This is a genomic window from Nocardioides humi, from assembly GCF_006494775.1.
Lineage (GTDB): Bacteria > Actinomycetota > Actinomycetes > Propionibacteriales > Nocardioidaceae > Nocardioides > Nocardioides humi.
In genome coordinates, this window is the sequence record NZ_CP041146.1 from 584,230 (window position 1) to 597,559 (window position 13,330).

Consider the following 13,330-nt stretch of genomic DNA (forward strand, 5'->3'; position numbering starts at 1 on the left):
TCGCAATTCCGTGGACCACGTCACACACTGCAGTCATGTTCGAGGAAGCCCAGTACTTCGCCCCGGTGACCGCCGACGAGGACGGCTCGCTCAAGGTCCACCTCGGCGCCGACCACCCCGGCTTCGCCGACCCGGCGTACCGCGCCCGCCGCGACGCCCTGGCCACGCTGGCCAGCAACTGGCGGCCGGGCACGCCCTGCCCGACGGCGGAGTACACCGACGACGAGCACGAGGTGTGGCGCGTGGTCAGCGAGGCGCTGGTCACCAAGCATCGCGCGTACGGCTGCCGCGAGTTCCTCGACGGCAAGGAGTCGCTCGGCCTGCCGATCGACCGGATCCCCCAGCTCGCCGAGGTCGGCGAGTGGCTGGCGCCGCTCACCGGCTTCAGCTACCGCCCGGCCGCCGGGCTGGTCCCGCTGCGCGAGTTCTACGGCTCGCTCGCCGACAGGGGCTTCTGGTCGACGCAGTACGTCCGACACCACTCCGTGCCGCTCTACACCCCCGAGCCCGACGTCCTGCACGAGGTCGTCGGCCACGGCAACACCCTCGCCAACCCTCGCTTCACCGCCCTCTACGAGCTCGCCGGCCAGGCCTCGCGCCGGGTCGCCTCGACCGAGGCGCTGGAGTTCGTGAGCAAGGTGTTCTGGTTCACCCTCGAGTTCGGCGTGCTGTGGGAGTCCGGCGAGCTCAAGGCGTACGGCGCCGGCATCCTCTCCTCCCCCGGCGAGATCGAGGCGTTCCGCGGCATGACCATCCGCCCGCTCGACATCGCGGCCATGGGCACCCAGCTCTACGACATCACCGACTACCAGGACGTCCTGTACGTCGCGGAGTCGTTCAGCCAGCTCGAGGACGTCGTCGGCGGGTTCTGGGCGACCTGCACCGACGACTCGATCGCCGAGATCCTGGCGCGCACCCCCGCCCACGCCTGACCCTGGCCCACGTCGTACCTGACGGAACTGCTGTCCTGCGGCTGGCCTCACGACGTTTCCGTCAGGTACGACGCGCACCCCGGCGTGGTCGCACCGGTGCGGATCGACCCGACCGGCGCCATCGGCCCGACCCCCGGCCAGGCGCGGGTCCACGCTGGCGCAGTGCCGGCCCCAGTCACTACGTGCCGGCCGACACTGCGCTCACGACCCATCAGCGCATCGTCGAGGCCGTGGCTTGCCTGCCGCCCGGCTCCGCAGCGACCGGCTGGGCCGCGCTGAGCTGGCTCGGCGCCCGATGGTTCGACGGCACCGCCGCGGACGGCACGGCCCTCCCCGTGCCGGTGGCGCTCGGCGACCAGCGCAGCGCACGCCCGCGCGCCGGCGTGGTCCTGTCCGAGGACTGGCTCTTCCCCGATGACGTGGTCCTGGTCGACGGGCTCCCGATCACGATCCCGCTGCGGTCCGTGACCTACGCCGCTCGCACCGCCCCGGACGACATCGCCGCCGTGCGCGCGATCGACATGGCGGCGTACGACGACCTCGTCGATCTTCCTGCCCTCCAGGACTACACGACCCGGCTCGTCAGCCGCCGCGGCAAGCGCCGCCTCGAACGCGCCCTCGCCGTGGCCGACGAGAACGCGTGGTCACCCATGGAGGTGGTGATGCGGCGGGCCTGGCACCTCCACCGCGGTGGCCGGCTGCTGTGCAACCCACCGATCTTCGACCTCGCGGGTCGCCACCTGTTCACGCCCGACGTGTTCGACGCGGTCGCCGGTGTCGCTGCCGACTACGACGGAGCCGACCATCTCGCGAGCGGGCGGCACAGCAGGGACCTGATGCGCGAGGAGGTCACTCGCCGCGCCGGCATCGAGGTGGTCACCCGCGCCGGCCCCTCGGGCGGGTGCGGCCCGCCCTTCCACACCGCGCGAGGTCTGGCTCCGCCACCGTCGTACCTGACGGATCTGCTGTCCCGCGGCTGATCTCACGACATTTGCGTCAGGTACGAGTGTCGCGGGCCGCCCAGGCGACGAGCTCCCGCGCCGGCCCCTCGGGCGGGTGCGGCCCGCCCTTCCACACCGCGTGCAGGCGGCGGGTGAGGTCGAGGCCGGTGACGGTGATCCGCACCAGCCGGCCGGTGGCGAGGTCGTCGCGGACGGCGTGCGCGCCGACGGCCGCGGGGCCGGCACCCGCGGCGACCGCGGCCCGCACGGCCGCCGTACTCGACAGCTCGAGGACCGGTGCCGCCTGCGGCAGCCCGCTCAGCGCGCGCTCCAGCACGGTCCGGGTCCCCGACCCCGCCTCGCGGACGACGAGCGGCGTGGCCGCGAGCGTCTCGGCGCTCACCCGGCGGCGGGACCGCAGCGCCCACGGGTGGGCGGGACCGACGACCACGACCAGCTCGTCGGTGCCGACCAGGCGCCGGCGCAGCCCGCGCGGCGCCTCCGGTCCCTCCACGAAGCCGAGCGTGACGTCGCCGGCCCGCACCAGCTCGGCGACCCGTGCGGTGTTGGTGGCGGTCATGGTGACCTCGGTGGGCTGCTGGCCGTGCTGCACCTGGTGGGTGCGCAGGCCCACCAGCCAGCCGGGCAGCAGGTGCTCGGCGATGGTGAGGCTGGCGGCGATGTCGAGGTGGCCGCGCCGGTCGGCCCGCAGCGCGGCGATGCCGGCGTCCAGCTCCTGGGCGGCATCGAGCACGCGGTCGGCCCACTGGACGACCAGCTCGCCGGTCGGGGTGAGCTCGGAGCCCCGCCTGCTGCGCGCGACGAGCGGCTCGCCGACGAGCGCCTCCATGGTCCGCACCCGCGAGGACGCCGCCTGCTGGCTGATGCCCAGCTCGGCCGCCGCGGCGCCCAGGCTCCCGGTGCGGGAGACCACGACGAGCAGCTCCAGGGCCCGCAGGTCGGGAACACGGGGACCGAGCATGCTCACAACCTAACCTTGTGAGCACCCAACCACAACCTCGTTCTGTGAGGACGCCGCGCCCACCAGACTCGGCAGCATGACTCTTCGTGTAGCGATCGTGGGCGGTGGCCCGGCCGGCATCTACGCCGCCGACATCCTCACCAAGGCCGAGACCCCGGTCTCCGTCGACATCCTCGAGCGCCTCCCCGCTCCGTTCGGCCTCGTGCGGTACGGCGTCGCGCCCGACCACCCGCGGATCAAAGAGATCATCAAGGCGCTCCAGCGGGTGATCGCCAAGCCGGAGGTGCGCTTCCTCGGCAACGTGGAGTACGGCGTCGACGTGAAGCTCGAGGACCTCCGCGAGTTCTACGACGCGGTCGTGATCGCCACCGGCGCGATGGCCGACCGCGACCTCGGCATCCCCGGCGAGGAGCACTCGCTCGGCGCCGCCGACTTCGTCTCCTGGTACGACGCCCACCCGGACGTGCCGCAGACCTGGCCCCTCGACGCGACGAGCGTGGCCGTGCTCGGCGTCGGCAATGTCGCGCTCGACGTCGCGCGGGTGCTGGCCAAGACCGGCGACGAGATGCTCGTGACCGACATCCCGCCGCACGTCCACGCGGGCCTGAAGGCCAAGACGATCACCGACGTGCACGTGTTCGCGCGCCGCGGCCCGGCGTACGCCAAGTTCTCGCCGCTGGAGCTGCGCGAGCTCAACCACTCCCCCAATGTCGAGGTGATCGTGCACCCCGAGGGCTTCGACGTCGACGAGCACGGTGTGGAGCACATCGCCCAGCACAAGGCGCAGAAGATGGTGCTCAACACGCTCACGTCGTGGGTGGGGGCGGACCCGGTCGGCAAGCCGCACCGGATCCACCTGCACTTCGCCGAGGCGCCCGCCGAGATCGTCGCCGACGCCGACGGCCGGGTGACCACGCTGCGCACCGAGCGCACCCACTCCCCGAACGCCGACGGCAACGTCGAGGGCACCGGCGAGATCACCGACTGGGAGGTGCAGCAGGTGTACCGGGCGATCGGCTACCGCAGCAGCGCGCTGCCCGGGCTGCCCTTCGACGACCGCGCCGCCGTGATCCCCAACGACGGCGGCCGGGTGCTCGACCTCGACGGCGACCCGGTCCCGGGCACCTACGTCACCGGCTGGATCAAGCGCGGACCGGTCGGGCTGATCGGCCACACCAAGTCCGACGCCGCCGAGACCGTCGGGCACCTGCTCGCCGAGACCACGCCGACCGCACCCTCGCGCCGCCCCGAGGACGTCGACGCCTACTTCGCCGAGCGCGAGGTGGACGTCGTCACGCACGCCTCGTGGGAGCTCCTCGACGCCCACGAGATCGCCCTCGGCGAGGCCGAGGGCCGGGCCCGGGTCAAGGTCGCCACCCGCGCGGACATGCTCGCGGCCGGTCGGGGCTGACGCCGTCGTACGCCGTGGCCCGGCCTCGTTGCCGACGCTGGGCCACGGCACAGCCGCCCCACAGCGGCGGTCCCCAGCATCGGGGGCATGACCCCTCACCCCTTCGCACTCGGCACGGCCGCGGTGCTGCTCGTCGCCTCGGGCGCCGGCGGTGCCGCGCTCGCCACGCACCTGCTGGAGCCCACCACCCCCGCGTCGACCTCGACCAGCGCGGTCGCCCCCGCCCCGACGGCGCCCCGCACCGCGCCGTACCTCCGCCGCCAGGCGTCCTCCCCCGCCGCCACCGCCCAGGAGGTCGGCGACGCCACCGCCGAGCAGTCCACCGGCATCGTGCAGATCACCGCGATCCTCACCGGCGGCACCAGCGCCGGCACCGGCCTGGTCCTCGACCCCGACGGCACGGTCGTGACCAACCAGCACGTCGTCGAGGGAGCGCGGCTCATCGAGGTCACGGTCGTGACGACCGGCGAGACCTACGCCGCGCGGTACGTCGGCGGCGACGCCACCGCCGACGTCGCCGTGCTGCGGCTGGACGGCGCCTCCGGCCTGACCCCGGTCGACCTGTCCGACGACCCGGTCGGGGTGGGCGACGAGATCACCTCGGTCGGTGACGCCGGCGGCGACGGCGGCGCGCTGACCGCGGCGACCGGCACCGTCACCGCGCTCCACGACGACATCACCGTCGAGGGCGCGGACGGCACCGGCGGCCCCCTCACCGACCTGATCCGGCTGGACGCCTACGTCGTCCCCGGCGACTCCGGCGGCGCGGTGCTCGACGAGGACGGCGAGGTGGTCGGCATGAACGTCGCGGCGTCGCGCGACCCGCGCGAAGCCACCGGCTACGCGATCCCGATCGCCACCGTGGAGGCCGTCGTCGAGCTGATCGGGATCCGCCTAGATGGATGAGCCCAAGGGATCGTGCTGCGAGCGGCGCTCGGCGCCGCGCTCGCAAGGCGCCGAGGCGAAGGCATGCTGGACGCACGTCGAGCATCGGCAACGCCGCGAGCGTGGATGCCGAGCGTCGCGCAGCGTGCGAGGCCTTGGACTCATTCATCTAGGTGTGATGCCCAGGCACGTTGGTCGAGATCGTGTGACGAGACGGTCTGAGTCGTAGACGGGTGAAGACCTCCCGATGTGGAGTGGAGCTGTCTAGGAACCGCTCCAACCTCAGGAGGTCTTCATGTCCCACGCTAACGCTGCCCTGACCCCACGCGCCCGGCTACGGCTGGCTCGCCTGGTCGTAGACCACGACTGGCCCCTCGCTCGAGCGGCTGAGCGCTACGACGTCTCTTGGCGCACAGCGAAGAAGTGGGCCGAGCGCTACCGGCACGAGGGACCCGCCGGGATGTGCGACCGATCCTCAGCCCCACGCCGTCAGCCGAACCGGACACCGGCACCGGTGGTGCGCAAGATCGTGCACCTGCGGTGGAAGCAGCGACTCGGTCCGGTCGAGATCGCCGACCGGCTCTCGATGCCGGCATCGACCGTGCACGCGGTTTTGGTGCGATGTCGGATCAACCGGCTCTCCCATGTCGACCGGGCCACCGGTGAGCCGATCCGCCGCTACGAGCACGAGAAGCCGGGCGACCTCCTGCACGTCGACGTCAAGAAGCTCGGCAAGGTCCCCGACGGCGGTGGCTGGCGTTACGTCGGCCGCCAGCAAGGCCTGAAGAACCGCGCTGCGACCGCAGCGCGCACTGGATCACGCAACAAGCGCTACGAACCGAACATCGGGACCTGCTACCTACACACAGTGATCGATGACCACTCCCGCGTCGCCTATATCGAGGCACGCGACGACGAGACCAAAGAGACCGCGACCGAGGTCCTGAAGAACGCGGTCGCCTGGTTCGCCGAGCGTGGCGTCACCGTCCAGCGGGTGATCAGCGACAACGGCAGCTGCTACAAGTCCCACCTGTGGCGTGACACGTGCACCGAGCTGGGCATCACGGCGAAGAAGACTCGGCCCTACCGACCGCAGACCAACGGGAAGATCGAGCGGTTCCACCGCACCCTGGCCGAGGGCTGGGCGTTCAAGAAGTTCTACAACTCCGAGTCAGCCCGACTTGCCGCTCTGCCAGCATGGGTCCACAAGTACAACCATCACCGGCCCCACTCAGCAATCGGGAAGGCCGCACCCATCACCAGGTTGAACAACCTGGCTGGGCATCACATCTAGGGCGTGTCCTAGCCTGACCGGGTGAGCCGACCGACCATCCTCCGTGTCCCGCCGCTCAGTCCCCAGCTCCACGACGCCGTCGGCGAGCAGTACGACGCCGTCGACCTCGCCGATCTCGCCGAGCACGCCGAGGACGTCGTCGGGATCGTCTGCTCCAACAGCGGCCGCGTCGACGGCGACCTGATCGCCGCCCTGCCCCGGCTGGGCGTGATCGCCAACCACGGCGTCGGCTACGACAACATCGACGTGCCGGCGGCGCTGGAGCGCGGGATCGCGGTCAGCAACACCCCCGAGGTGCTCGACGACGCGGTCGCCGAGACGGCGGTCGCGCTGCTGCTCGCCGTACGCCGCCAGGTGGTGCCCGCCGACCGGTTCGTGCGGGCGGGCCGGTGGCTCGAGGAGGCGTTCCCCCTGACCGGCCAGGTCGCCGGCAGCCGGGTCGGCATCCTCGGCCTGGGCCGGATCGGCCGTGCGGTCGCCACCCGGCTGGAGGCCCTCGGCTGCACGGTGAGCTACCACAACCGGCACCGCCTGCCCGACGTCCCCTACGCGTACGCCGCCTCCGCGGCCGAGCTCGCCGCCGGCGTCGACAGCCTCGTCGTGGTCGTGCCGGGCGGCGCCGGGACCGCGGCCCTGGTCGATCGCGAGGTGCTCGACGCCCTCGGTCCGGACGGCGTCCTGGTCAACGTCGCCCGCGGCTCCGTGGTCGACGAGCCGGCCCTGGTCGCGGCGCTCGCCGACGGCCGGCTGGGCGGCGCCGGCCTCGACGTGTACGCCGAGGAGCCGCAGGTCCCCGCGGAGCTGATCGCGATGGACACCGTGGTGCTGCTCCCCCACGTCGCGTCCGGCACCCACCCCACCCGGGCGGCGATGCGGGCGCTGACCCTCGACAACCTCGCGTCGTGGCTGGCCGACGGCACGCTGCGCACCCCGATCCCGGAGATGACCACGACAGGGAAGGACAGCTGATGGACCTCGGACTCGCTGGATCCGCCGCGCTCGTCACCGGCGGCAACCGCGGCATCGGCCGCGCCACGGCGGCGGCCCTGGCCCGCGAGGGCGCGCGCGTCGTCCTCCTGGCCCGCGACGCCGCCACCCTCGCCGCCACCGCCACGGAGATCGGCGCGGCCGGGTACGTCGTGGCCGACACCACCGACGACACCTCCGTCGTCACCGCCGTCACCGAGGCCGCCACCCTGCTGGGCGGGCTGGACGTCCTCGTCAACTGCGCGGCGCCGCGCGCGACCACCGCGGCCACGCCCGGGCTGGCCGGCCTCGACGACGCCGACTTCCTGCGCAATCTGGACACCAAGGCGCTCGGGTACCTCCGCACCGCGCGCGCCGCGGCGCCGTACCTGCGCCAGCACGGCGGGGCGATCGTCAACATCAGCGGCATGAACGCGCGCTCGACCGGCAATATCGCCGGCTCGGTCCGCAATATCGCGGTCGTCGCGCTGAGCAAGAACCTCGCCGACGAGCTCGGGCCCGCCGGCATCTCGGTCTGCTGCGTCCACCCCGGCCTCACCGTCACCGAGCGGACCGAGGGCGACGAGGGGTACGCCGCCACGGCGTCCGCCAACGCGCTCGGCCGGCCGATCACCGCCGCGGAGGTCGCCGACGTCATCGCCTTCCTGGCCTCGCCGCGCGGCCGGATCGCCAACGGCGCCGTCATCACCGCGGACGGCGGCCGCCCCGGCAGCCTCTGGGCCTGACGCTCACCTGCCGGCCAAGCCGGCCTCGACGACGTCGATCGCCGCGGCGGCGGACGCGAGGAGTCGCCTCGCCAGCCGGGCGTCGACCCTGCCCTCGGCGGCAGCGCGCTGCACCTCGCGGGTCATCCCGCGCGTGGTGCCGACCAGCGCGGACGCGACGGTCCACGAGCGCAGGTCGTCGCCCAGCTCCTCGGCCAGCAGGTCGTGCAGGGCGGCGACGGCGCGGTCGGCCTCGAGCCGCTCCCGGGCCTGCAGGCTCGGGCTGTCCTGCACGATCCGCGCGATCCGCGAGAGGCCGTCGAGCATCGGGGACGTGGGGTCGGCGAGGACACCACGGGGCTGGAGGACGTACTCACGGAAGGCGCTGACGACCCGCTGGCCCGCGGGGCGGTCGCGCACGGCGGCGAGCAGGTGCTCGTTGAACGCGGCCATCCCGTCGTAGATCAGGTCCTCCTTGGCCGGGAAGTAGTTGAACACCGTGGCGGTCGAGACGTCCGCGGCGGCGGCGATGTCGGCGACCGGCACCTGCTCGAACCCGCGCTCGGCGAACAGCCCGATCGCGGCGTCGGTGATCCGCTGGCGGGTCTCCTGCTTCTTGCGCTCGCGCAGTCCCGGTTCGGCCATGAGCGCACCCTACCTTGACTTTTGGTCGATATAAACTTAGCGTCACTCTAAGTTTATATTCACCACAGGAACCCACCACAGGAAAGGAGTGCCGTCATGAGCCAGACCGCCGTCCCGGCGTCCCCGCCGGCTCCCGCTCCGCTGGACCGGACCGCACGCACCGTCATCGCCGTGGTCGTGCTCGGCATGATCACCACCGTCCTCGACGCGACCATCGTCAGCGTCGCCACCGACCGCCTCGCCACCGAGTTCGCGGTCTCCCTCACCACCGTCCAGTGGGTGATGACCGGCTACCTGCTGGCCTTCACCGCCACCATCCCGCTCGCCGGCTGGGCGATGGACCGGTACGGCGCCCGCCGGGTCTGGCTGGTCGCCGTCGGCCTGTTCACCGCCGGCTCGCTGCTGTGCGGCGCCGCCTGGTCCGCGCCGTCCCTCATCGGGTTCCGAGTGCTCCAGGGCGCCGGCGCCGGGCTGGTCAGCCCGGTCGGCATCGCCATGGTCGCCCGCGCGGTCGGCCCCCAGCGGATGGGCCGGGCGATGGCCGTCGTCGGCATCCCGATGATGCTCGGCCCGATCCTCGGCCCGGTGATCGGCGGCGTCCTCGTCGACAGCGTCGACTGGCGCTGGATCTTCCTCGTCAACATCCCCGCCGGCCTCGCCTGCCTGGCCTGGTCGGTCCGTGCGCTCGCCGACGACCGCGGCGCCGGCCGCGAGCGGCTCGACGTCCTCGGCCTGGCCCTGCTCTCCCCCGGCCTGGTCGCCCTCGCGTACGGCGTCACGGCGGTCGCGAGCGCCTCGGGGTCCTCGACGGCGGTGGTCGGCGGCATCGGCGGCGGCGCCGTGCTGTTGGTGGCGTTCGTGGCGCACGCGCTGCGCACCGACCGTCCCCTCGTCGAGCTGCGGCACTTCGCCCACCGCGGCTTCGCGACCGCGACCGCCGTGCAGTTCCTCACGGTCGGCGTCCTCACCGGCGCCGGCTTCCTGCTCCCGCTCTACCACCTCATCGCCCGCGGCGAGTCCGAGCTGACCACCGGCCTGCTGCTCGTCCCGCAGGGCGTCGGCGCGGCCCTGGCCATGGCGCTGACCGGCCGGCTCGTCGACCGCGGACGCGGACGCGCCGTCGTCCTCGCCGGCGTCGGACTGCTGGCTGTGGGCTTCCTCGGCTACACCGCGGTCGGGCGGGCGCCCGGGCAGGTCTGGCTCGGGATCGCGCTCTTCGCGATCGGCCTCGGCGCGGGCTGCATCTTCGCGCCGACCAGCGCCGCGGCGTACGCCGCCCTCGACCGGGCCGCCATCGCCCGCGCCACCACCACGATGAGCATCGCCCAGCGCACCGGCGGCGTCGTCGCCACCGCGGTCTTCGCCACCGCCCTCCAGCACCACCTGTCGGGCGCCGGCGGCGCGAATCCGGGGGATGCTTTCGGGGCGACCTTCTGGTGGCCGCTCGCGGTCGCCGTCCTGGCCCTCGTGCCGGCGGTCCTGCTGCCGGCTCCCCGCCCCCACCACGCCCCCGAAGGAGCAGACCGATGAGCATCGAGCTGAACCACACCATCGTCCACGCCACCGACCGCGACGCCACCGCCGCCTTCCTGACCGACATCCTCGGCCTGCCCGATGCGCCGGTGTACGGCCCCTTCCGGGTGGTCGAGCTCGGCAACGGCGTCAGCCTCGACGTCGTGGAGCACCCCGGCCACCTGACGCCCCAGCACTACGCGTTCCTCGTCGGCGAGGCCGAGTTCGACACGATCCACGCCCGGATCGTCGAGCGCGGCCTGCCCTACTGGGCCGACCCGCACCACCACCGCCCCGGCGCCATCAACCACAACGACGGCGGTCGCGGGCTCTACTGGTCCGATCCCGACGGCCACAACCTGGAGATCATCACGGTCCCGTACGGCGGCTGATCTCGTCGTTGAGTCGCCACGAACGGGTCAGGACATGTGGGGGTAGCGGTGGTCGGTGGGCGGGACGAGCGTCTCCTTGATCGACCGCGGCGACGTCCAGCGCAGCAGGTTGAGCGCGGAGCCGGCCTTGTCGTTGGTGCCGGAGGCGCGGGCGCCGCCGAAGGGCTGTTGGCCGACCACGGCGCCGGTGGGCTTGTCGTTGACGTAGAAGTTCCCGGCGGCGTACCGCAGCCGGTCGCCGGCCCAGTCGATGGCGGTCCGGTCGGTGGCGATGATCGACCCGGTCAGCGCGTACGGCGCCGCCGACTCGGCCTGCGTCACGATCTCCTCGAACGCGCCGGGCCGGCTGTCGTCGTACACGTGGACGACGAGGATCGGCCCGAAGTACTCGGTGGAGAACATCTCGTCGGCCGGGTCCTCGGCGACCACGACGGTGGGCCGCACGAACCAGCCCACGCTGTCGTCCACCTCACCGCCGGCGACCACCTCGAGACCGGAGGTCGCCCTGGCCCGCCCGATGGCGGCCTCGTGCTTGGCGAACGCGCGCGCGTCGATGACCGCGCCGGTGAAGTTCGCGAAGTCGGTCGGGTCGCCCACGGGCAGGGCGTCGGTCTGGGCCGCGAGGTCGGCGCCCATCCGCGCCCACAGCGACGCCGGGACGTAGGCGCGGGAGGCCGCGGAGCACTTCTGCCCGGAGTACTCGAACGCGCCCCGGATCAGCGCCGTGCGCAGCACGTCCGGGTCCGCCGACGGATGCGCGATGACGAAGTCCTTGCCGCCGGTCTCGCCGACCAGCCGCGGATAGGTCCGGTACGACGGCAGGCTCTCCCCCACAGTGCGCCACAGGTGCTGGAAGGTCGGCGTGGAGCCGGTGAAGTGGATGCCGGCCAGGTCGGGGTGGGCCAGCGCGACCTCGGAGACCGCGAGCCCGTCGCCGGGGAGCATGTTGATGACGCCCGGCGGCAGGCCGGCCTCCTCGAGCAGCTCCATGGTCAGCGACGCCGCCAGCTGCTGGGTGGGCGAGGGCTTCCAGAGCACCGTGTTGCCCATCAGCGCGGGCGCGGTCGGCAGGTTCCCCGCGATCGCGGTGAAGTTGAACGGCGTGATCGCGTAGACGAAGCCCTCCAACGGCCGGTGGTCGGTGCGGTTCCACACCCCCGGCGCGTTGGCGATCGGCTGCTCCCCCAGGATCTGCCGGGCGAAGTGGACGTTGAACCGCCAGAAGTCGATCAGCTCGCACGCCGCGTCGATCTCGGCCTGGAAGCAGGTCTTCGACTGCCCCAGCATGGTCGCCGCGTTGAGCCGCTGCCGCCACGGCCCGGCCAGCAGCTCGGCGGCCCGCAGGATGACCGCCGCCCGCTCGTCGAAGGGCAGCGCCCGCCAGCCCGGCGCCGCCTCCCGGGCCGCCGCCACGGCGGCCTTCGCGTCGTCGGCGGTGCTGTTGCGCAGCACGCCCAGCACCGACTGGTGGGCGTGCGGCTCCACCACCGCGACCTCCTCACCGCCGCCGGCGACCCGCTCTCCGCCGATGTGGGCGTCGAGCTGGCGCGTCGTGCCGCGCAGCGCCTCCAGCTCGGTCACCAGCGCGTCCCGCTCGGCGCTGCCGGGCGCGTAGGTCAGGTTCGGCTCGTTGACCGGAGCCGGCGGGGTGGTGATGGCGTCCATGTCAGGTCCTCTCGATAGGATCAGCGGGGGTCAGCGGGGTCAGCGGTGCGCCAGGGCGCGGAGGAAGAAGGCGACATTGGCCGGCCGCTCGGCCAGCCGACGCATGAAGTACCCGTACCAGTCGGTGCCGAACGGGAGGTAGACGCGCATCCGCCTGCCCTCGTCGACCATCCGCTGCTCGAGCGCCGGCCGCACGCCGTACAGCATCTGCACCTCCCAGTCCCCGGTGCCGCGCCCGGCGGCACCGGCCGCCCGCACCGCGCGGTCGAGCATGGCCGGGTCGTGCGTGGCGATCATCGGATGGCAGTCGGAGGCCATCAGCGCGTCGATCGCCCGCTCGTAGGCCCGGTCGACCTCCGCCTTGCGCTGCAGCGCGACCGACTCCGGTTCGCGGTAGGCGCCCTTGACCAGCCGGATCCGGGCGCCGGTGCCGTCGAGATCGGCGAGATCGCCGGGGGTACGGCGCAGGTTGGTCTGCAGCACGTTCCCGACGAACGGGTACGACGCGCGCAGGGCGGCCCCGATCGCGAGCGTCGAGTCGACGGTGGTGTGGTCCTCCATGTCCAGGGTGACCGTGCAGCCGACGGCAGCGGCCGCGGCGCAGATCTCGGCGGCGTGGTCGGCGGCGATCGTCGTACCGCCGGGGAGGGCCTGGCCCATCGCGGAGAGCTTGAGCGAGACGTCGGCGCCGTCGGCGCACCCGGCCTCGGCGAGGGCCGCCAGCAGGGCGAGATAGGAGTCGCACAGGGCGCGGGCGCCGGCCGGGTCGAGGACGTCCTCGCCGAGCACGTCGAGGGTGACCGTGCGCCCAGTGGCGACCAGCCGGCGGGTGGCGGCGACGGCGTCCGCGGTCGTCTCGCCGGGCACGAACCGGTCCACGACCCGGCGGGTCAGCGGGAACGACTCGACCGCGCGGCGGGCGCGCGTGCTGCGGGACGCGCGGTTCAGGGTGGCGCTGAGCATGTCTCCACGCTAGGAGG

General features: G+C 73.1%; 13 protein-coding genes. 9 read left to right on the top strand and 4 right to left on the bottom strand.

What is annotated here, in order from left to right:
- Window positions 1–35 precede the first annotated feature (35 nt).
- Window positions 36–932, top strand: coding sequence for a phenylalanine 4-monooxygenase (locus tag FIV44_RS02860; protein ID WP_141003171.1), 897 nt, complete (start codon window positions 36–38; stop codon window positions 930–932).
- Window positions 933–1,114: 182 nt separating this feature from the next.
- Entirely contained in the window at window positions 1,115–1,912 is a 798-nt protein-coding gene (locus tag FIV44_RS02865; RefSeq protein WP_141003172.1) for a hypothetical protein, read from the top strand.
- A gap of 16 nt (window positions 1,913–1,928) precedes the next feature.
- Here the strand turns inward: FIV44_RS02865 and FIV44_RS02870 are convergent, their stop codons facing one another.
- On the bottom strand, window positions 1,929–2,855 hold the full coding sequence (locus FIV44_RS02870) for a LysR family transcriptional regulator (RefSeq protein WP_141003173.1): 927 nt from the start codon (window positions 2,853–2,855) through the stop codon (window positions 1,929–1,931).
- A 76-nt stretch (window positions 2,856–2,931) separates the two neighbouring features.
- Between FIV44_RS02870 and FIV44_RS02875 the strand changes: the two genes are divergently transcribed.
- From FIV44_RS02875 to FIV44_RS02895, 5 genes are all read left to right on the top strand, one after another.
- Window positions 2,932–4,266, top strand: coding sequence for an FAD-dependent oxidoreductase (locus tag FIV44_RS02875; protein ID WP_141003174.1), 1,335 nt, complete (start codon window positions 2,932–2,934; stop codon window positions 4,264–4,266).
- 87 nt (window positions 4,267–4,353) lie between these two features.
- The gene (locus tag FIV44_RS02880) at window positions 4,354–5,172 is read left to right on the top strand and encodes a S1C family serine protease (protein ID WP_141003175.1); all 819 of its coding nucleotides are present in this window, start codon (window positions 4,354–4,356) and stop codon (window positions 5,170–5,172) included.
- A 274-nt stretch (window positions 5,173–5,446) separates the two neighbouring features.
- Window positions 5,447–6,445 carry an IS481 family transposase gene (locus FIV44_RS02885; protein ID WP_141003176.1) on the top strand — a complete coding sequence of 333 codons (999 nt, stop codon included), beginning with the start codon at window positions 5,447–5,449 and terminating at the stop codon, window positions 6,443–6,445.
- A 21-nt stretch (window positions 6,446–6,466) separates the two neighbouring features.
- A complete protein-coding gene (locus FIV44_RS02890; protein ID WP_141003177.1) occupies window positions 6,467–7,414 on the top strand; it encodes a 2-hydroxyacid dehydrogenase in 948 nt (315 codons plus the stop codon).
- Entirely contained in the window at window positions 7,414–8,157 is a 744-nt protein-coding gene (locus FIV44_RS02895; RefSeq protein ID WP_141003178.1) for an SDR family NAD(P)-dependent oxidoreductase, read from the top strand. The genes FIV44_RS02890 and FIV44_RS02895 overlap by 1 nt, the downstream gene beginning before the upstream one ends.
- A gap of 3 nt (window positions 8,158–8,160) precedes the next feature.
- Here the strand turns inward: FIV44_RS02895 and FIV44_RS31030 are convergent, their stop codons facing one another.
- Window positions 8,161–8,781, bottom strand: a complete 621-nt coding sequence (locus tag FIV44_RS31030) for a TetR/AcrR family transcriptional regulator (protein ID WP_141003179.1) — start codon at window positions 8,779–8,781, stop codon at window positions 8,161–8,163.
- Window positions 8,782–8,877: 96 nt separating this feature from the next.
- On the opposite strand from FIV44_RS31030, the gene FIV44_RS02905 reads away from it, so the two are divergent.
- Together FIV44_RS02905 and FIV44_RS02910 are read left to right on the top strand one after the other, a co-directional pair.
- Complete coding sequence (locus FIV44_RS02905) at window positions 8,878–10,311, top strand: DHA2 family efflux MFS transporter permease subunit (RefSeq protein WP_141003180.1); 1,434 nt, start codon at window positions 8,878–8,880, stop codon at window positions 10,309–10,311.
- Window positions 10,308–10,685 carry a VOC family protein gene (locus tag FIV44_RS02910; protein WP_141003181.1) on the top strand — a complete coding sequence of 126 codons (378 nt, stop codon included), beginning with the start codon at window positions 10,308–10,310 and terminating at the stop codon, window positions 10,683–10,685. The genes FIV44_RS02905 and FIV44_RS02910 overlap by 4 nt, the downstream gene beginning before the upstream one ends.
- 27 nt (window positions 10,686–10,712) lie before the next feature.
- Here the strand turns inward: FIV44_RS02910 and pruA are convergent, their stop codons facing one another.
- Both pruA and FIV44_RS02920 read right to left on the bottom strand, forming a co-directional pair.
- Entirely contained in the window at window positions 10,713–12,350 is a 1,638-nt protein-coding gene (pruA, locus tag FIV44_RS02915) for an L-glutamate gamma-semialdehyde dehydrogenase (RefSeq protein WP_141003182.1), read from the bottom strand.
- A 39-nt stretch (window positions 12,351–12,389) separates the two neighbouring features.
- On the bottom strand, window positions 12,390–13,313 hold the full coding sequence (locus tag FIV44_RS02920) for a proline dehydrogenase family protein (protein WP_141003183.1): 924 nt from the start codon (window positions 13,311–13,313) through the stop codon (window positions 12,390–12,392).
- Window positions 13,314–13,330 lie beyond the last annotated feature (17 nt).